Raw genomic sequence first — 17,691 nt, forward strand, 5'->3', positions numbered from 1 at the left:
CCTCAGCCGCCCGTGGCCCGCGCGGCGACCCGCTCGGAGACCGAGAACTCCGTGTCGCACTCCGGGCAGGTCGCCCGCCCGAAGAGGTACGTCACGCCTCGCGCGACCCCGGTCTGCCCGGCCTCGCTCGCCATCCGGTACAGCCGCTGCGCGATGCCCGTCAGCTCGGACGGGTCGGCGGGGTGCGTCTCGGCCCCCTCGTCCTCGGCGTGGTCGCCGAAGACGACGAAGGGCATCGCCCCGCACCCGGGGTCGGGGCACTCGACCTCGAACTCCTCGGTGAACAGTCCCTCCAGCGAGTCCGACCAGACCGGTTCGCCCTCGAACGCCAGCAGGCACTGCGTGAAGTAGACGAAGGTGCTCGCGTCGTCCGCCGGGCAGGCGGCCAGGCACGCGCGGGCCACCGGCAGCAGCTCGGCGATCTCGGCGGCGTACCGGGCCCGGCGCTCCTCGTCGGCGGCGGAGGCGATCAGTCCCGCCATCAGCACCGCCTGCTCGCGGTCGCCGGGGGCGCGGCCCGTCGCGATGGCCGCGAGGAACGGCAGGGCCGCGAAGCTGTCGTCGTAGACGCAGCCCTGGTGGCAGAGGTCGTTCCAGAGCTCGTCCCAGACCTTGGCGTCGTCGTCCCCGCCGAGCAGGGCGAACCGGTGTGTCATGCCGCCGCATTCTGCCGTGCCCGGCCCTCGTACCGGAGGGCGGCCCCCGTCACCGCCGCGCCCAGGCCCTCCCACAGGCCCACGGCGAGGAAACCGGCCGGGGCGCGGCCCGTGAGGACCGCCACGGTGAAGACCGCGCACGTCAGGAGCCGGAACGGCACGGTCCACCGGAAGAAGGGCTTCCAGTCGGCGAGCGCCGCCAGGACGTAGTAGACGCCCATATTGACCGCCGCCATCGAGGAGGCGGTCAGGAACGTCAGGGTGTGGTCGCCCTCCGCGCGCCGGGCGTCCGGTATGGCCTCGAAGCCCATGACCGTGAGCAGCGCGTCCGGAGCGGCCAGCCCGAGGGCGCCGAGTGCCGTGGCGCAGAGGCCGAAGACCGCGATGGTCCAGCCGGAGAGGGAGCGGGGGACGGATCGGTGCAGCGCGCGCACGAGAGCCTCCAGAGGCACGGGTGGTGCAGGGGTGGTGCCCCCTGCATACCGTGCGCCGGGCAGCCGTCCGCGCCCGGGGCCGTCAACTCCCGCCCCCGTCCGCTACGTCAGCGCCGCCTCCATCATCGCCCGCGCCACCGGCGCCGCCAGGCCGTTGCCGCTGACCTCCGCGCGCTCTGCGTGCGAGTCCTCGATCAGGACCGCGACCGCGACCTCCTTGCCCGTCGCCGGGTCCTTGGCGTACGACGTGAACCAGGCGTACGGCTTCTCGCTGTTGTCCACACCGCGCTGGGCCGTGCCCGTCTTGCCGCCGACCTCCGCGCCGTCGATCCGGGCGTTGCCGCCCGTGCCGTCCTCGACGACCGTGGCCATCGCGCTGCGCAACTGCTCGGCGGTGGCGGACGACACGATCCGGCGCGCGTCCGTGTCGTCGTACGACGCGAGCGTGTCGCCGTCCGCGTCCACGACGCGGGAGACCATGTGCGGCGACTCCAGTACGCCGTCATGGGCAAGGGCCGCCGACACCATCGCCATCTGCAGCGGCGTGGCCGTCACGTCGAACTGGCCGATGCCCGTCAGCGCCGTCTGCGACGGGTTCAGCCCGGTCGGGTAGACGCTCGGGTACGCCCGCACCGGTATGTCCAGCTCCTTGTCGTTGAAGCCGAACTTCTCCGCCATGGCCCGCACCTTGTCCTGCCCCAGGTCGACGGCCAGCTTCCCGAAGACGTTGTTGCAGGAGTACTGGAGCGCGGTGCGCAGGGAGGCGTTCTCGCAGGGAGCCGACCGGTTCTCGTTCTCCAGCGGCATGACCGTGCCCGGCATCGTGTACGGGTCGGGGCTCCGCGTCGGCTCGTCGACCGATCCGTACAGCCCGTCCTCCAGCGCCGCCGCCGCGACGACCAGCTTGAACGTCGAACCCGGCGCCACCGGCTGCCGCATCGCCCGGTTCACCAGCGGCTTGTCCGCGTCGGTGGTCAGCTTCCGCCAGGCGTCGCCGTCCGACGACCCGGCGATCGTCGACGGGTCGTACGACGGGGTGCTGACCATGCCCAGGACGCGCCCGGTCTTCGGGTCGAGGGCGACGGCCGCGCCCTTGATGTCGCCGAGGGCCTCGTACCCGGCCTTCTGCACCGCCGGGTCGATCGTCGTCAGCACGTCGCCCGGCTCGGTGGACGTGCCGGTGAGCGCGTCGAGCGGGTTCTTCAACCGCGGGTCGGTGCCGTCGAGGACGTCACGGTAGACGCCCTCCAGCTGGGTGGCGCCGTACACCTGCGAGCTGTACCCCGTGACCGCCGCGTACAGCTCCCCCTCGGTGTACACGCGCTTGTAGCGCAGGTCGCCGCCGTCCGTCCGCTTCGACCCGGTGACCGGCGAACCGGCCACGACGATGTCCCCGAGCGGCCGGGCGTACTGCTCCATGACGTTCCGCCGGTTGTGCGCGTTGTCCGCGAGCGCCTTCGCCTCGTACGCCTGTACCCACGTCGCCCTCAGCAGCAGCGAGAGCACCAGCAGCAGGGAGAAGACCGCGGCTCTTCTGATCGTCTTGTTCATTCCGTCGAAGAGGACGAACGGGACGCCGGGAGGCGTTCCGGGACGGCGCGTTTCTCAGGGAATCCTCATCTCTCAGGGAATCCTCATCCGGAATCACAACTGCCCGGCGGGGACGATGAAGCCCGACTCGTACGCCGCGATCACCGCCTGCGTACGGTCCCGGGCCCCCGTCTTCGCCAGCACCGCCGCCACGTGCGTCTTCACCGTCGCCGGGCCGATGTCCAGCCGGCCCGCGATCTCCGCGTTCGTCAGGCCCCTCGCCATCAGCCGCAGCACGTCCGCCTCCCGGTCGGTCAGCCGCGCCGCCCACGGCGGGCGGCCGCGCGCCCCCTCGGGCCGTACGCCGCCGCGAGGCCGCGCAGCGCCGACGGGAACAGCAGCGAGTCGCCGCGCGCCACCAGCCGCACCGCGCCGACCAGCTCCTCGACCGCCACCCGCTTCAGCAGGAACCCGGCGGCCCCGGCGCGCAGCGCGTCGTACACGTACGCGTCGTTCTCGAAGGTCGTCACGACCACGATCCGCGGCGCGTCCCCACCCATCGAGGCGACCAGCCGCTCGGTGGCGCGGATGCCGTCGATCCCGGGCATGCGCACATCCATCAGCACCACGTCGGGGCGCAGCTCGCGCACCACGGTCACCGCCTCGGCGCCGTCCGACGCCTCGCCGACCACCTCGAGGTCCGGTTCGGCGTCCAGGACGACGCGCAGGGCGGTGCGCACCATCCGCTCGTCGTCCGCGAGGACGACACGGATCACGGGCGGAGTCACGGGCGGGGTAACCGGCCGGCTCATCGGGCACCTCCCGTCAGCGGCAGCCGGGCCGTCAGCCGCCACACGCCGTCCACCGGCCCGGCGGCCGACGTGCCGCCCAGCAGCCGGGCCCGTTCGGCTGCCCGGCAGCGCCAGCGACGCCCCGCTGACCAGCCCGCCCACGCCCACGTGCAGCGTGAACCAGCCGGCCGTGCGCCTGCGCGCCGCCCACGACCTCGCCGGGCCGTCCGCGTACAGCTCCGGCGCCACCCCGCACAGGCTCCGCGCCGCCGCCACCGACAGCGGACGGGCGAGCGGGAAGAGCGCCGTGACGGCGGCGAGCGGCAGGGCGACCGCGTACGCCGCGAACTGCGCGGCCGCGGAGGCGCCGAACAGGCCACCGGACGGGTTCGCGAACGGGGCGACGACCAGCGTGCCCACGAGCCAGTACGGCATCAACAGGGCGCCACCCAGGACGAGATGAAGCCAGCGCAGTCGCGCCCGGCGGTCGGGCCACAGCGCGCCCCGGAGCACGGTCACGCGGCACGCCGCCGGAGGCAGGCGGCCAGGCAGCAGGCGAGCAGCGTCCCCGTGATCATCTCGCCGGCGTAGGCCAGCGTCATGAGCGCCGTGGGCGCGTCCGCCGGATCGTCCTGCGGCATCAGCAGGGTGAGCAGCAGGAACCCGCCCCAGCACGCCACCGCGCCCGACCCGATCCACGCCGCGACCAGCGGCACCTTGGGTGCGCGTGCCCGGCCCCGGCCCGCGCCGTACACCAGCGCCGGCACGCCCACCACGGCGACGACGGCGAACAGCGCCCGCATGCCCTCCAGGGCGTGGTAGTCGGAGGAGCGCTGGGCGATCAGGCCCGCGGGCAGGCCGGTGGTCGAGCCGAGCGCCCACATCAGGTGCACCGCGCACACCGCCGCCAGCGGCACCGAGGCGCCCACGGCGACGAGCCGCACCCACGGCGCGGCCGGCCCGGTCGCCGGGGCCCGCCACACACGCCCCCAGCGGTCCCGCGCGTAGAGAAGGAACAGCGCCCCCAGCGTGAGGCCCTGCACGATGAAGCCGCCGTACACCACCCCGAAGACCCACGCGTCGAGGAACGGCTCCTTCGGCGCCGGCGCGGAGTCCCCCCGGCTCAGCAGCTGGACCGGGAAGCCGACCATGATCGGCGCCAGCAGGCCGGTCGCCGCCCACATCGGGAAGGCGAGCAGCCAGGCCCGTACGCGCAGGCCCCAGCGCTGGGTCAGCAGCAGCGCCAGCACGAGGACGCACGAGTCCATCAGGACGGTGACGCCGTTGACGGCGGCCATCAGAACCCGGTCCTCCAGCAGCACGCTGCCGTCCGGGATGCCGACGCGACTCCCGGCGATCCAGGCGGCCTTGAGGGCGAGGTAGGGCACGCAGGAGACGACGGCGAGGGCGCGCAGCACTCGACGAGCGGGACTGAGGGGCGGTGGCGTTGTCATGCCCCCACCCTCCCGGCCGTACCGCCCCCCACGCCTCCTGCCTGCCGGTGAACCGCCTCCGCCGGACGGGGGAGAGGCCCCGACCCCCAGGAGGAGTCCGAGGAGGAGTCCCCAGGAGGAGTTCCCGGGAGGAGGCCGGTCACAGCCTCCGGGTCGCCAGCGTCAGCCGGTCGCGCGCGTCGAACAGCGCGTCCTTGATCAGCTGCTCGTGCGCCGGGGTCAGCCGGGCCACCGGCACCGAGCAGCTGATCGCGTCGCGCGCCGGGGTGCGGTACGGGATGGCGACGCCGAAGCAGCGCAGGCCGAGCGTGTTCTCCTCGCGGTCCACGGCGTACCCCTGCTCGCGGATGACGCGGAGCTCCTCGATGAGCTTCTCGCGGTCCGTGAGGGTGTGCTCGGTGAGCGCGGGCAGCGTCTCGGGGAGCATCTTGCGCACCTGCTCGTCGCTGTGGGTGGCGAGCAGCGCCTTGCCGAGCGAGGTGGAGTGGGCCGGCAGCCGGCGCCCGACGCGGGTGAACGGCCGCAGGTAGTGCTGCGACTGGCGGGTGGCGAGGTAGACGACGTTGGTGCCGTCGAGCCGGGCCAGGTGGATGGTCTCCGTGGTGTCGTCGGAGAGCCGGTCGAGGGTCGGGCGGGCGGCGGCCACCACCTCGTCGCCGTCGATGTACGACGTACCGACCAGCAGCGCGCGGACGCCGATGCCGTACCGCGTGCCCGTCGCGTCGGTCTCGACCCAGCCGAGCTCCACCAGCGTGCGCAGCAGCATGTACAGGCTGGACTTGGGGTAGCCGACGGCCTCCTGCACGGCGGCGAGGGAGTGCATGCCGGGGCTGCCCGCGAAGTACTCGAGCAGTTCCACCGTGCGTACGGCGGACTTGACCTGCGCTCCGCCGGATTCGGTAGCTGACATTGGACCTCGCCCCTCTTGTGGCACGCCGCGCCCGTTAATAGAGTCCCATTCATCATCAGGAACGCCGTTCAGAATACCGAACAACCACGTAGGGCTGAAAGGACGTCGCGGTGTCAGCAGCACAAGTCTGGAGCGTCGACCCCCGGACCGGGAAGCGACGGGAGCAGGTTGCGGTGGAGGCCACAGCCGCCGACGTCGACAGCGCCGTACGCGCCGCCCACGCCGCCCGGGGCGCGCTCGCCGACCGCACGGTGCGCGCCGCCTTCCTGCGGACCGCCGCCGAACGCCTCGACGCCGCCAAGGACCGGCTCGTCGCGGCCGCCGACGCCGAGACCGCGCTCGGCGCCACCCGCCTCACCGGGGAACTCGCCCGCACGTGCTACCAGTTGCGCGCGTTCGCCGACCTCGTCGACGAGGGCGCCTTCCTCGACGTGATCATCGACCACCCGGACGACACGGCCACCCCGCCCGTCCCGGACCTGCGCCGCTACAAGGTGCCGCTGGGCGTCGTCGCCGTCTACTCCGCCTCCAACTTCCCCTTCGCCTTCTCCGTGCCCGGCGGCGACACCGCCAGCGCGCTCGCCGCCGGCTGCCCCGTCGTCGTCAAGGCCCACCCCGACCACCCGGCCACCTCCGAGCTGGCCGCCGAGGTCCTGCGCGGCGCCGCCGCCGAGCACTCCCTCCCCGAGGCGGTCGTCGGCCTGGTCCACGGCTTCGAGGCGGGCGTCGAGCTGGTCCGCCACCCGCTGATCGCGGCGGCCGGCTTCACCGGTTCGGTACGCGGCGGCCGGGCGCTCTTCGACGCGGCCGCCGCCCGCCCCGTGCCCATCCCCTTCCACGGCGAACTCGGCTCCCTCAACCCCGTCGTGGTCACCGAGGCCGCAGCCGCCGAGCGCGCCGAGCAGATCGGCACCGGGCTCGCCGGGTCCATGACGCTCGGCGTCGGGCAGTTCTGCGTCAAGCCCGGCCTGGTACTGGCCCCGACCGGCCCGGCCGGCGACCACTTCGTCAAGTCGCTCGCCGACGCCATCTCCGGGGTCGGCGAGGGCGTCCTCCTCGACCACCGGATGCGCGACAACTTCGTCGCGGGCGTCACCGAGCGCGCCGCCCTCCCGGACGTGGACGCGCCCGTCACACCGGGCGCCGGCGACGAACACACCGTCCGCCCCGGGTTCCTGACCGTCCCGGCCGCCCGGCTCGCCGCCGAGGGCCCGCACGACCTGCTCCTGGAGGAGTGCTTCGGCCCCGTCACGGTCGTCGCCCGGTACGAGGACGGCGACGAGGTCACCTCGGTCCTGTCGCGGCTCCCCGGCAACCTCACCGCCACCGTGCACCTCTCCTCCGACGAGGCCCGGGGCGCGGGCGACGGCGCCGCGATCCTCGCCGAACTCACCCCGCTCGCCGGCCGGGTGCTCGTCAACGGCTGGCCCACCGGCGTCGCCGTCGCCCCCGCCCAGCACCACGGCGGCCCCTACCCGGCCACCACCTCCACCTCCACCTCCGTCGGTGGCACCGCGATCGAGCGCTGGCTGCGCCCGGTCACCTACCAGTCGACGCCGGAGGCGCTGCTGCCGCCCGAGCTGCGGGACGACAACCCGCTGGGCCTGCCGCGCCGCGTCGACGGCCGCCGGGAGGGCTGAGGCCGCTCGGCCGGCCGGACACCACCCGCGCGTGGCGCCGGCCGGCCGAGCCGCGTGGCCGCCAGCGCGGTCACCGCGAGCAGCGCCGCGCTCAGCACCAGGCTGACGTGCATGCCGTCCACGAAGACGCCCTCGGAGCCGGAACCGGAGCCGCCCGCGGACCCGGAACCGCCCGCGGACCCGAAGCCGCCCGCGACCAGCGAGCCGAACACCGCGATGCTCAGCCCGCCCGCCGTCTGCCGGGCCGCGTTCAGCAGCCCGGCCGCCGTGCCCGCCCGCTCCGCCGGAACCGCCTCCATCATGGCGGCGATCAGCGGCGGCAGCGCGAAACCGCAGCCCAGGGCGAAGGGCACCAGCGACACGGCCAGCAGGGCGAGGGGCGTGGCCCTGTCCACGTACAGCAGGAGCAAGAGCCCGGCGACCGCGACGACTTGGCCGACGACGATCGGCAGGCGCGGGCCCCGGCGGGCGGCGACCCGGCGGCGACGCACACCGCCACCGTGGTTACTGGCAGTACACGCATGAGCTCGCCGAGCGATTTCCCGCCGTCGACCTCCGCCGGGACGTCCTCTTCGTCGACGAGGACGGCATCGCGACGTCGTCCGGGTACGCCGCCGGCATCGACCTGTGCCTGCACCTGATCCGCACCGACTACGGCGCCGCCGTCGCCAACGAGGTCGCCCGGCTCGCGCTCGTCGCGCCCGTACGCCCGGGCGGCCAGACCCAGTTCACCCAGACCCCGCTGCCGCCCGAACGCGGCGCCGCCTGCGCCGACACCCGCGGCTGGGCCATGCGCCACCTGGACCGGCCGCTCACCCTCGCCGACCTGGCCCGGCACGCGGGCGTCAGCGTCCGCACCCTCACCCGGCGCTTCCACGCCGAGAGCGGGGTCAGCCCGCTGCAGTGGCTGCTGCACCAGCGCATCGAGCGCGCCAAGGAGCTGCTGGAGACCACCGGACTCCCCATGGACCAGGTCGCCCACGCCTGCGGCCTCGGCACCGCCGACTCCCTGCGCAAGCACCTGGTCCGCCGCACCGGCCTCACCCCGAGCGCCTACCGCGCCACCTTCAGCCACCTCGACTGACTCAGTGCCCGCCCCGGGGCTCCACGCAGCCGCCCTCCATGTACGGCCCGTGCACCTCGACGGAGAGCGGCGGTCCCACCCGGCCGCTGACGCAGGGCCCCGCGCCCGGCACGAACACCGCGAAACCGAGCCCGTCGCCGGAGCCGTACGTCTGCACGTCGTCCGCCGCGTACCCCAGCTTCTCCAGCGCCGCCCGCAGCTCCTCCTCGGTGCGTACGCCGCCGACGCCCCCGCCGATGCGATCGGCATGCGCCCGGCCCCGGCACTCGGCCCGGGGGCCGAGCCGCAGCTGCTGCTTGAAGGCGTGGTTCTCCGCGTACTTCCGCGCCTCGGGGCTGAGCGCCTCCCCGCTCGTGGAAGCACGGGGGGAGGGGCTCGCCGCGAGCCCGGCGCACCGCGTGGCGAGGCCGGGGAACAGCCGGTCGTGCCGGGCCTCGGGATCCTCGGAGGCGGCGGAGGGGGCCGACGGACTCGCCACGGAGGTACCAGCCTCGGTGACGCGCTCGGTACCGCACCCGGCGACCACCAGCGACAGACAGACGACACCGGCGGCGGCCGGCAGGCGCATCCGTCGTATCGGTTTCACGCGCACCACACGTCCCCTCAGTCGAGACAGAACTCGTTGCCCTCGACGTCCTGCATCACGATGCACACGTCATGGCCGTCGTACAGGAGTTCCACGCGCAGCGCACCGAGCGGGATCAGCCGCGCGCACTCGGCCTCAAGCGCGGCGAGGCGCTCTTCGCCCACGAGACCGGTCCCCACCCGCACGTCGAGATGCACCCGGTTCTTGACGACCTTCCCTTCGGGCACGCGCTGGAAGAACAGGCGCGGCCCCACCCCCGAGGGATCAACGCAGGCGAACCACGCACCGCGATCCTCGGGAGCCTGGGAGCCGTGGAACTCGTCCCACGTGGCGAACCCCTTCGGCGGCGGCGCTTCGTACCCCAACACCTCGCACCAGAAGCGCGCGACGCGCTCCGGTTCCGCGCAGTCGAAGGTGACTTGAAACTGCTTGATCGACGACATCGGCGCACCATAACAGGGCAGTGCTGTGCCGGGAATGGCCTTTCAGACCTGAGGAACCTCGCGGAACTCGCGGTAGCCGCGGTGTGCAGGATGAACAAGTGCAGCGCGCCTTGCCGCGGTGGTGTCGAGCCAGTGATGCTGGGCCGGTGCCAGGACAGCGGAAGAGGAAACGTCAGCAGCGGGGTGCAGGCCACGAAAGTCTCGATGCAGGCCGCTGGGAGGTGCTCTTCGAGACGCAGGACGAATCGGAGTGGCATTCCCGCCTGCGTCGTCTGCGTGCCGGGCCGCAGCGGATCGACTGGGCCCTGACTCGCGTGGACACCTTCTGTGGACGCCTGGAGCAGGCGACCACGTACCGACTGAGTCTGTTCGTGCCCGACTCGACATACGGTCCCGGTCGTGAACGGCCCGACCATTGATCTTCCGGTCGGTCGCGGTGAGCTGGCTCGTGTCGCCGTGCCCCGGGCCGGTGCCGGTTCTGCCGATGCCCCGGCGATGAGCCGCGGGACCTCGCGCACGCGGCCCCTCCCCGCCGGCGAGCGTGCTCCCGCTCACACCCCCCGCCCCCGCGGAATGAGCCACCCCCCGGGTGCGTTCAGGGTGCTGAGCGGAGGTGGCCTCCGCGCCGGACCGCCTGATTCGCGTGATGACCATGGAGGAAGAGAACAGATGCGCGTGGAAATCTGGAGCGACATCGCCTGCCCCTGGTGCTACGTCGGCAAGGCGCGCTTCGAGAAGGGGCTCGCGGCCTTCGCGCACCGGGAGGAGGTCGAGGTTGTGCACCGGTCCTTCGAGCTCGACCCGCACCGGGGCAAGGGGGACGTCGAGCCGGTCGTCGGCGCGCTGATGAGGAAGTACGGCCGCAGCCGCGAGGAGGCCGTGGCGATGGAGGAGCAGGTGGCCGCCACGGCACGCGGTGAGGGGCTGCCGTACGACACGGCCGGGCGGATGACCGGCAACACCTTCGACGTCCACCGCCTCCTGCACCTCGCCAAGGCCCGCGGCCGCCAGAGCGAGCTCCTCGACCTCGCCTACCGGGCCAACTTCGCGGGTGAGGGGTCCGTCTACGACCTCGAGTCCCTCGCGCGGCTCGGCGTCGCGGCGGGGCTCGCGGAGGAGGAGGTCCGCGAGGTGCTGGGGGACGCGACGGTGTACGCCGACGACGTGCGCGCCGACGAGGAGGAAGCCGCCCGGCTGGGTGCGACGGGCGTCCCCTTCTTCGTGCTCGACCGCCGCTACGGCGTCTCCGGCGGTCAGCCCGCCGAGGTCTTCACCCGCGCCCTGGAGCAGGCCTGGCAGGGCCGCGCCCTGCAGCCGCTCGGCCCCGCCGGGGACGACGAGGGCGCGGCGGCGTGCGGTGTCGGCGGTGCGTGCGAGTCGTAGGGGCCGGGCCCTTCCATAAGCGCTCCTAAGAGGAAGCGCGCAAATATACGCAATTGACGAGAGGTCAGGGGAAGCTCAGGGTGGGGGGATGGAAACCCCTCTCGGAGGCGCCGAGTTCGCGCCCGCGCAGACGTACCTGAACACCTCCACCTCCGGACTGCTGCCCCGCCGGACCGTCGACGCCGTCACGGCACTCGCCGAGCAGAACGCCGCCGGGCGGGCGGACGGACCCGGCAGCTTCGACGTGGTGGACGTCGCGCGGCAGCGTTACGCCCGGCTCGTCGGCGTGGCGGCGGACCGGGTGGCCCTCGGGGGATCGGTCGCCGTGCACGTCGCGCTGATCGCGACGGCACTGCCGCCGGGCGCCGAAGTGCTCCTCGTGGAGGGCGACTTCAGCTCGCTGATCATGCCGTTCACGGTGCGCGGCGACCTCAAGACGCGGTTCGTGCCGCTGGAGGAGCTGGCCGGCGCGGTGCGGCCGGGGACCGCGCTCGTCGCGTTCTCGGCGGTGCAGTCCGCGGACGGGCGGGTCGCCGACGCCGCGGCCGTACGGGAGGCGGCGGCCGCGCACGGCGCCCGTACGCTCCTGGACGCGTCGCAGTCGGCGGGCTGGCTGCCGCTGGAGGCCGGCGTGTACGACTACACCGTGGCCGGAGGCTACAAGTTCCTGCTCTGCCCGCGCGGCGCGTCCTTCCTGACGGTAAGCGAGGAGGCCCAGGAGTCCCTGGTGCCGGCCCACGCGAGCTGGGTCGCCGGCGAGGACCCGTGGACCAGCACGTACGGCCCCGTCGACCGGCTCGCCCCGACGGCGCGGCGCTACGACGAGCCGCCGTCCTTCCTCGCGTACTACGGCGCCGAGCGGTCCCTGAGCGTGCTGGAGGAGACCGGTATCGAGGCGATCCACGCCCACGCCACGGCGCTCGCAGCGCGCTTCCGGGCCGGGCTCGCGGACCTCGGCCACGAGCCGGTCCCGGCGGGCTCCGGCGGCTCGGCCGTCGTGGCGGTGCCGGGCCTCGGCGGGCGGCAGCCGGAGCTCGTGCGCGCGGGCGTCCTCGTCTCCGCCCGCGCCGGCAACCTCCGGGTCTCCTTCCACCTCTACAACTCGGCCGCCGACGTCGACCGGGCGCTGGACGTGTTGTCCTCCTCCTGAGCCCCCGCGACCGGGCAGTCCCCCATCTCCCGGCACAGGTTCGCCTCGACCTTCCCCAGCAGCCGCCCGAGCTCGGCCCGCTCGCGCGGGTCCAGCCCGGCGAGGGTGTGCTCCTCCAGGTCGCTCCAAGCGCCGGACACCTCGGCGAGCAGCGCGCAGCTGGAGTCGGTGGCCTCGACAAGCACCGCGCGCCGGTCGGCCGGGTCGGGGGAGCGGCGGACGAGCCCGGTGTGCTCCAGGCGCTGGAGCATCTTGGTGACGGTCGACGGGTCCAGGTCCGCCGCCTTGATCAGCTCCGACTGGCGCACCGGGCCCTTCTCCCAGAGGCACATCATCACGAACTCCTGGCCGGGGTAGATCCCGGCGGCCTTGAGCAGCCGGCCCGCGGCGATCCGGTGCAGCCGGGCCACCCGGGCGAGGGTGTGGCTGACCGGGCCGCCGCGCGCGGCGGTCGGCAGCGCGTCGCTGCGGGCGGGTTCGGCGGTCATCGCGACTCTCCTCCTGAGGTTCCTTCCACTTTACCTTGGTCGGCCAAAGAAATGCGCTACAGTGACACCCGGGCAATTACTTGGCCGACCACTTAATTCTTCGGGAGCCTCCCATGACCACCGCCTTCGACCCCATCGACCTCGCCGGTACGCAGCTCGCCAACCGCATAGCCATGGCGCCGATGACCCGCAGCCGCGCCACCGCCGACACCCGCGTGCCGACCGCCCTGACCGTCGAGTACTACGCCCAGCGCGCCTCCGCCGGCCTGATCATCACCGAGGGCATCCAGCCCTCCCCGGTCGGCCAGGGCTACCCGAACACACCCGGCCTGCACAGCGCCGAGCAGGTCGCCGCCTGGCGCGAGGTCACCGACGCCGTCCACGCCGAGGGCGGCCGGATCTTCGCCCAGATCATGCACGCGGGCCGCATCGGGCACCCGGTCGTGGTGGCCGACCACCCCGGCGACCTGCACCCGATGGCCCCCTCCGCCATCGCCGCCAAGGGGCAGGTCTTCACCTCCGAGGGCCCCAAGGACTTCGTCACCCCGCACGAGATGACCGACGCCGAGGTACGCGCCACCATCGCCGACTTCGTCACCGCCGCCCGCAACGCCGTGGACGCCGGCTTCGACGGCGTCGAGCTGCACGGCGCCAACGGCTACCTCATCCACCAGTTCCTCGCCCCCGGCAGCAACCGCCGCACCGACGCGTGGGGCGGCTCCGTCGAGAACCGCGTCCGCTTCGCGGCCGAGGTCGTCAAGGCCGTCGCCGCCGAGATCGGCCCCGAGCGCACGGGCCTGCGCGTCTCGCCGGGCGGCACCTTCAACGACATCGACGAGCCCGAGCCGGAGCCCACGTACGCGGCGCTGCTGGAGGCCATCGAGCCGGTGGGCATCGCCTACCTGCACGTGCTGGAGAGCGGCCCGGCGAGCCGCGAGATCACGCTGGCGCTGCGCAAGCGGTTCTCCGGCACCTTCGCCCTGAACCCGTACACCGACGGTCCCACCAGCGCCGCCGACCTCGCGCTCGTCGAGGACGGCACGGCCGACATCCTCGCCTTCGGCGCGCTGTTCATCGCCAACCCGGACCTGCCGGCCCGGCTGAAGGCAGGCGGCCCGTACAACACCCCCGACACGTCCACCTTCTACGCCGGCGACCACCGCGGCTACACCGACTACCCCGCGCTGACCGCCTGAGACCACGGAGGGGCGGGACCGCCCAGCGGTCCCGCCCCTTCCCGTACGCCGCACCTGCGGTCAGGTCACCGCACCGGCGTGAAGTCCCGCGCCCCGATGAACTCCGGTCGGCGCACCGGCGCCGCGAACGGCTCCACCGCGGCGTTCTCCACGCTGTTGAAGACGATGAAGACGTTGCTCCGCGGGTACGGCGTGATGTTGTCGCCCGAGCCGTGCATGCAGTTGCAGTCGAACCACGTGGCCGACCCCGCCCGACCCGTGAACAGCCGGATCCCGTGCGCGTCCGCGAACTTGGTCAGCGCCTCGTCCGACGGCGTGCCCGCGTCCTGCATCTGGAGCGACTTCTTGTAGTTGTCCTTCGGCGTGGCACCCGCGCAGCCCAGGAACGTCTTGTGCGACCCCGGCATGATCATCAGGCCGCCGTTGGTGTCGTAGTTCTCGGTCAGCGCGATCGACACGGACACCGTCCGCATCCGCGGCAGACCGTCCTCCGCGTGCCACGTCTCGAAGTCCGAGTGCCAGTAGAAGCCCGAGGCGCCGAAGCCCGGCTTCACGTTGATCCGCGACTGGTGGACGTACACGTCCGAGCCGAGGATCTCCCGCGCCTGCCCCACCACGCGCTCGTCGCGCACCAGACCGGCGAACACCTCGCTGATCTTGTGGACCTCGAACACCGACCGCACGTCCTGGGACTTCGGCTCGACGATGGAGCGCTCGTCGGCGCGCACCGCGGGGTCGGCGATCAGCCGCTCCAGCTCCGCGCGGTAGACGGCGACCTCGTCGTCCGTGATCAGCTGGTCGACCGCGAGGAAGCCGTCCCGCTCGTACGACCGGAGCTCCGGGGTGACGGTGCCCCACACCACCGGGTCCTGGCGGGGCGTCATCACCTCGGAGGCGCCCCGGGTCGGGTACAGGTCCTGCACAGCGGTCATCGTCATGGTGTCAGCCCTCCTCGGTGAGCAGCGGATAGACGCCGTTCTCGTCGTGGTCCTCCCGTCCGGTGACGGGGGGGTTGAAGACGCACACGCACCGGAAGTCGGTCTTGGGGCGCAGGGTGTGCCGCTCATGGCCGTCGAGCAGGTACATGGTGCCCGGCTCGATCCAGTGCGTCTCGCCCGTCTCGTGGTCGGTCAGCTCGGCCTCGCCCTCGACGCACAGGACGGCCTCGATGTGGTTCGCGTACCACATCGACGTCTCGGTCCCGGCGTACAGCACGGTCTCGTGCAGGGAGAAACCGACCTTCTCCTTGGCGAGCACGATGCGCTTGCTCTCCCAGGTGCCCGACGCGGCCTTCACATGGCGGTCGGTGTTCTCGATGTCCTTCAGTGAGCGGACGATCAACGTGCGGTGCCTTTCTGTGCGTGTGTGTGGGGGGCCGGGTGGTCAGGCGGTCTCGCGGACGGCGCGGGCCAGCGTGCGCAGCCCCTCGTCGAGCTCGTCGGGCGTGATGGTCAGCGGCGGCAGCAGCTTGACCACCTCGCTCCGCGGCCCCGAGGTCTCCAGCAGCAGCCCCAGCTCGAAGGCGCGCCGGCAGACCGCGCCCGCCCGCGCCTTGTCGGCGAACTCCATGCCCCAGACCAGCCCGCGGCCCCGGTAGTGGGCGCCGTGGGCGGAGTTCTCGTCGCAGATCGTCAGCAGCGCCTGCTCGACCTGCTCGCCGCGCGCGATGGTCTGCTTCTCCATCTGGCCGTCGGCCCAGTACGTGTCCAGCGCGGCGGTGGCGGTGACGAAGGCCGGGTTGTTGCCGCGGAAGGTGCCGTTGTGCTCGCCCGGGCCCCACACGTCGAGCTCCGGCAGGAAGAGGCAGAGCGACATGGGCAGCCCGTAGCCGCTGATCGACTTCGACAGGGTGACGATGTCCGGCGTGATGCCCGCCTCCTCGAAGGAGAAGAAGGCACCCGTGCGGCCGCAGCCCATCTGGATGTCGTCGACGATGAGCAGCATGTCCTGGCGGTCGCACAGCTCCCGCAGCGCCCGCAGCCACTCGGGCCGGGCCACGTTGATGCCGCCCTCGCCCTGCACGGTCTCGACGATCACCGCGGCCGGCTTGTTCAGGCCCGACCCCTGGTCCTCCAGCAGGCGCTCGAACCAGAGGAAGTCCGGCACCCGCCCGTCGAGGTAGTTGTCGAACGGCATCGGCGTACCGTGCACCAGCGGGATGCCCGCACCGGCCCGCTTGAAGGCGTTGCCGGTCACGGCCAGCGAGCCGAGCGACATGCCGTGGAAGGCGTTGGTGAACGACACGATCGACTCGCGCCCCTTCACCTTGCGGGCCAGCTTGAGCGCCGCCTCCACGGCGTTGGTCCCGGTCGGGCCCGGGAACATCACCTTGTACGGCAGGTCGCGCGGCCGCAGCACCACGTTCTGGAACGACTCCAGGAAGGCGCGCTTGGCCGTGGTCGCCATGTCCAGACCGTGGGTGATGCCGTCGCGTTCCAGATAGTCCAGGAGCGCGCGTTTGAGCACCGGGTTGTTGTGGCCGTAGTTGAGTGAGCCGGCTCCGGCGAAGAAGTCCAGGTACGTGTGCCCGTCCTCGTCCGTGAGGCGGGCGCCCTGGGCGCGGTCGAACACCGCGGGCCAGCCGCGGCAGTAGCTGCGTACCTCGGATTCCAGGGTCTCGAAGACGCTCAGGGCGGGCGGGGTGATGGTCACGGCGGTCTCCTCGGAAGGGTGGGGTCTCAGGCGCGGGGGGATCTCGGGCGCGGGGGCTCTCAGGCGGCGATCGGGCTGATGCGGTAGAGCACCTCGGGCTCGTGCGTCCCCTCCGGGAACAGCCCCCCGTCGAAGAGGACCTCGCGCTCCACGGAGGCGCCCCGGCGCTCGGCGTACGAGGTGAAGAGCCGATCCGACGCGGTGTTGTCCGGTGTGATCGTCGTCTCGACGGTGTGGACCCCGCGCCCGGCGAGGCGCACGGTCAGCGCGTCCAGCAGGACACCGGCGAGGCCGCGCCCGCGGTGGGCGTGGTCGACGGCGACCTGCCAGACGACGAGGGTCCCCGGCCGCTCGGGCCGGATGTAGCCGGTGACGAAGGCGATCGGCTCACCGTCCGCCCCGCGCGCCACCAGCGAGGTGCCGGCGAAGTCCCGGCACCACAGCAGGTAGCTGTACGAGGAGTTCAGGTCGAGGACCTTGGAGTCGCGGGCGATGCGCCATATCGCGGCTCCGTCCTCGACACGGGGAGCGTCGACTTCGAGGAATTCGTTTCGGGCTCGTGCAACGTCTGCTTGCGCGGCGGTCATGCGGATTGAACTTACCCAGCAAATTCTGAAATTGCATCGCCGGTCGGGGTTGGGCCGGCGCGTCTCATGTGTTATTCGCGCGAGCGCGGACCAGCCCGTTTTGCCCTGATAATACCTGCACAAATCAGACAGCTTGTGGACTCCGTCACACCTTGATCAGGTCCCTGAAATCCACCTGTTTAACCTTCCGGAAACCGGGCAGAAGAATGCGGGAAGCTCCCCCCGAGTAATTCACCAATTCCCTGCCGTGAAATGGACGTCGAATTCCCTTTGTCTGGGCAGCAGGTTCTCCCAGCGGTCCTCCCCGCGCGCGATCCGCCCCAGCGCCCGGAAGTACCCGAACCACTCCACTCCGGGCGTGAGGACCGCCGGCAGGTCCGCCTCCCGCCCGGGCGCCGCGCGGAACGCGTGCGGCATACCCGGCGGCACCACCGCGAGGTCGCCCGCCGTGACGGTCACCACCTCGGTGCCGAGGAGCACCTCCAGCGCGCCGTCCAGCACGTAGAAGAGCTCCGTCGACCGCAGGTGCCGGTGCGGCTTCGCACCGTCGCCCCCGGGAGGCGGCGTCAGCCGGTTCACGCCCGCCGCGCCGCCGTCCACCAGCAGCCGGAACACCGCCCCCGAGGGGAGCTCCACCGTCTCCGCCGCACGCTCCCGCACCACCCGTTGAGTCATGACCGCTCCCTTGTCCGTACGTCCGGGTTCCA

The 17,691-nt window shown here is 72.7% G+C and carries 18 protein-coding genes and 2 pseudogenes; 5 read left to right on the forward strand and 15 right to left on the reverse strand.

Annotated elements, in window-relative coordinates; all coding sequences use genetic code 11:
* Positions 1-2: 2 nt before the first annotated feature.
* The 6 genes and pseudogenes from ABZX67_RS16485 to ABZX67_RS16510 all read right to left on the reverse strand — a co-directional run bounded on the left by ABZX67_RS16485 (position 3) and on the right by ABZX67_RS16510 (position 5,775).
* Positions 3-656, reverse strand: a complete 654-nt coding sequence (locus ABZX67_RS16485) for a hypothetical protein (protein ID WP_355360294.1) — start codon at positions 654-656, stop codon at positions 3-5.
* Positions 653-1,090: a hypothetical protein gene (locus ABZX67_RS16490; protein ID WP_355360297.1), complete on the reverse strand. Its 438-nt coding sequence runs from the start codon at positions 1,088-1,090 to the stop codon at positions 653-655. Before ABZX67_RS16490 ends, ABZX67_RS16485 begins: the two co-directional genes overlap by 4 nt.
* 102 nt (positions 1,091-1,192) lie before the next feature.
* A complete protein-coding gene (locus ABZX67_RS16495; protein WP_355360300.1) occupies positions 1,193-2,641 on the reverse strand; it encodes a penicillin-binding transpeptidase domain-containing protein in 1,449 nt (482 codons plus the stop codon).
* A 93-nt stretch (positions 2,642-2,734) separates the two neighbouring features.
* Positions 2,735-3,432 (reverse strand): annotated as a pseudogene (locus ABZX67_RS16500) (response regulator transcription factor).
* A 494-nt stretch (positions 3,433-3,926) separates the two neighbouring features.
* Complete coding sequence (locus tag ABZX67_RS16505; RefSeq protein WP_355360303.1) at positions 3,927-4,865, reverse strand: hypothetical protein; 939 nt, start codon at positions 4,863-4,865, stop codon at positions 3,927-3,929.
* A 139-nt stretch (positions 4,866-5,004) separates the two neighbouring features.
* Entirely contained in the window at positions 5,005-5,775 is a 771-nt protein-coding gene (locus ABZX67_RS16510) for an IclR family transcriptional regulator (protein ID WP_355360306.1), read from the reverse strand.
* A 110-nt stretch (positions 5,776-5,885) separates the two neighbouring features.
* On the opposite strand from ABZX67_RS16510, the gene ABZX67_RS16515 reads away from it, so the two are divergent.
* On the forward strand, positions 5,886-7,415 hold the full coding sequence (locus ABZX67_RS16515) for an aldehyde dehydrogenase (NADP(+)) (protein ID WP_355360309.1): 1,530 nt from the start codon (positions 5,886-5,888) through the stop codon (positions 7,413-7,415).
* Here ABZX67_RS16515 and ABZX67_RS16520 read toward each other — a convergent pair.
* Positions 7,319-7,906 (reverse strand): hypothetical protein, encoded by a 588-nt coding sequence (locus tag ABZX67_RS16520; RefSeq protein WP_355360312.1) that lies wholly within the window; start codon positions 7,904-7,906, stop codon positions 7,319-7,321. The two genes, ABZX67_RS16515 and ABZX67_RS16520, sit on opposite strands and share 97 nt — an antisense overlap.
* Positions 7,907-7,920: 14 nt before the next feature.
* Here ABZX67_RS16520 and ABZX67_RS16525 point away from each other — a divergent pair.
* A pseudogene (locus ABZX67_RS16525) lies at positions 7,921-8,499 on the forward strand (helix-turn-helix domain-containing protein); the annotation flags it as partial.
* Between the two features lies 1 nt (position 8,500).
* Here ABZX67_RS16525 and ABZX67_RS16530 read toward each other — a convergent pair.
* Entirely contained in the window at positions 8,501-9,085 is a 585-nt protein-coding gene (locus ABZX67_RS16530) for a hypothetical protein (RefSeq protein ID WP_355360315.1), read from the reverse strand.
* A gap of 17 nt (positions 9,086-9,102) precedes the next feature.
* Positions 9,103-9,528, reverse strand: coding sequence for a VOC family protein (locus tag ABZX67_RS16535; RefSeq protein ID WP_355360318.1), 426 nt, complete (start codon positions 9,526-9,528; stop codon positions 9,103-9,105).
* Between the two features lie 669 nt (positions 9,529-10,197).
* Here ABZX67_RS16535 and ABZX67_RS16540 point away from each other — a divergent pair.
* On the forward strand, positions 10,198-10,911 hold the full coding sequence (locus ABZX67_RS16540; RefSeq protein WP_355360321.1) for a DsbA family oxidoreductase: 714 nt from the start codon (positions 10,198-10,200) through the stop codon (positions 10,909-10,911).
* A gap of 88 nt (positions 10,912-10,999) precedes the next feature.
* Positions 11,000-12,061 (forward strand): aminotransferase class V-fold PLP-dependent enzyme, encoded by a 1,062-nt coding sequence (locus ABZX67_RS16545; RefSeq protein WP_355360324.1) that lies wholly within the window; start codon positions 11,000-11,002, stop codon positions 12,059-12,061.
* Here the strand turns inward: ABZX67_RS16545 and ABZX67_RS16550 are convergent.
* On the reverse strand, positions 12,007-12,549 hold the full coding sequence (locus tag ABZX67_RS16550) for a MarR family winged helix-turn-helix transcriptional regulator (protein WP_355360327.1): 543 nt from the start codon (positions 12,547-12,549) through the stop codon (positions 12,007-12,009). The genes ABZX67_RS16545 and ABZX67_RS16550 overlap by 55 nt on opposite strands.
* Positions 12,550-12,662: 113 nt before the next feature.
* Here ABZX67_RS16550 and ABZX67_RS16555 point away from each other — a divergent pair, with 113 nt between their 5' ends.
* On the forward strand, positions 12,663-13,745 hold the full coding sequence (locus ABZX67_RS16555) for an alkene reductase (protein WP_355360330.1): 1,083 nt from the start codon (positions 12,663-12,665) through the stop codon (positions 13,743-13,745).
* A gap of 65 nt (positions 13,746-13,810) precedes the next feature.
* On the opposite strand, the gene thpD is transcribed toward ABZX67_RS16555, so the two are convergent.
* The 5 genes from thpD to ABZX67_RS16580 form a co-directional block, all read right to left on the reverse strand.
* Positions 13,811-14,683: an ectoine hydroxylase gene (thpD, locus tag ABZX67_RS16560; RefSeq protein ID WP_355360333.1), complete on the reverse strand. Its 873-nt coding sequence runs from the start codon at positions 14,681-14,683 to the stop codon at positions 13,811-13,813.
* Positions 14,684-14,687: 4 nt separating this feature from the next.
* The gene (locus ABZX67_RS16565) at positions 14,688-15,086 is read right to left on the reverse strand and encodes an ectoine synthase (RefSeq protein ID WP_355360336.1); all 399 of its coding nucleotides are present in this window, start codon (positions 15,084-15,086) and stop codon (positions 14,688-14,690) included.
* Positions 15,087-15,128: 42 nt separating this feature from the next.
* Entirely contained in the window at positions 15,129-16,397 is a 1,269-nt protein-coding gene (gene ectB, locus ABZX67_RS16570) for a diaminobutyrate--2-oxoglutarate transaminase (RefSeq protein ID WP_355360339.1), read from the reverse strand.
* A gap of 59 nt (positions 16,398-16,456) precedes the next feature.
* Complete coding sequence (ectA, locus tag ABZX67_RS16575; RefSeq protein ID WP_355360342.1) at positions 16,457-16,984, reverse strand: diaminobutyrate acetyltransferase; 528 nt, start codon at positions 16,982-16,984, stop codon at positions 16,457-16,459.
* Between the two features lie 231 nt (positions 16,985-17,215).
* Positions 17,216-17,659 carry a cupin domain-containing protein gene (locus tag ABZX67_RS16580; RefSeq protein ID WP_355360345.1) on the reverse strand — a complete coding sequence of 148 codons (444 nt, stop codon included), beginning with the start codon at positions 17,657-17,659 and terminating at the stop codon, positions 17,216-17,218.
* Between the last annotated feature and the right edge of the window lie 32 nt (positions 17,660-17,691).

Source organism: Streptomyces sp. NPDC003036 (assembly GCF_040611175.1).
Lineage (GTDB): Bacteria > Actinomycetota > Actinomycetes > Streptomycetales > Streptomycetaceae > Streptomyces.

What these genes read in the sequence shown, in the direction of transcription:
- ABZX67_RS16485 (WP_355360294.1), bottom strand. Translation starts at nt 656, where the DNA reads ATGACACACCGGTTCGCCCTGCTCGGCGGGGACGACGACGCCAAGGTC.
- ABZX67_RS16495 (WP_355360300.1), bottom strand. Translation starts at nt 2,641, where the DNA reads ATGAACAAGACGATCAGAAGAGCCGCGGTCTTCTCCCTGCTGCTGGTG.
- ABZX67_RS16505 (WP_355360303.1), bottom strand. Translation starts at nt 4,865, where the DNA reads ATGACAACGCCACCGCCCCTCAGTCCCGCTCGTCGAGTGCTGCGCGCC.
- ABZX67_RS16510 (WP_355360306.1), bottom strand. Translation starts at nt 5,775, where the DNA reads ATGTCAGCTACCGAATCCGGCGGAGCGCAGGTCAAGTCCGCCGTACGC.
- ABZX67_RS16535 (WP_355360318.1), bottom strand. Translation starts at nt 9,528, where the DNA reads ATGTCGTCGATCAAGCAGTTTCAAGTCACCTTCGACTGCGCGGAACCG.
- ABZX67_RS16540 (WP_355360321.1), top strand. Translation starts at nt 10,198, where the DNA reads ATGCGCGTGGAAATCTGGAGCGACATCGCCTGCCCCTGGTGCTACGTC.
- ABZX67_RS16545 (WP_355360324.1), top strand. Translation starts at nt 11,000, where the DNA reads ATGGAAACCCCTCTCGGAGGCGCCGAGTTCGCGCCCGCGCAGACGTAC.
- ABZX67_RS16550 (WP_355360327.1), bottom strand. Translation starts at nt 12,549, where the DNA reads ATGACCGCCGAACCCGCCCGCAGCGACGCGCTGCCGACCGCCGCGCGC.
- ABZX67_RS16555 (WP_355360330.1), top strand. Translation starts at nt 12,663, where the DNA reads ATGACCACCGCCTTCGACCCCATCGACCTCGCCGGTACGCAGCTCGCC.
- thpD (WP_355360333.1), bottom strand. Translation starts at nt 14,683, where the DNA reads ATGACGATGACCGCTGTGCAGGACCTGTACCCGACCCGGGGCGCCTCC.
- ectA (WP_355360342.1), bottom strand. Translation starts at nt 16,984, where the DNA reads ATGACCGCCGCGCAAGCAGACGTTGCACGAGCCCGAAACGAATTCCTC.
- ABZX67_RS16580 (WP_355360345.1), bottom strand. Translation starts at nt 17,659, where the DNA reads ATGACTCAACGGGTGGTGCGGGAGCGTGCGGCGGAGACGGTGGAGCTC.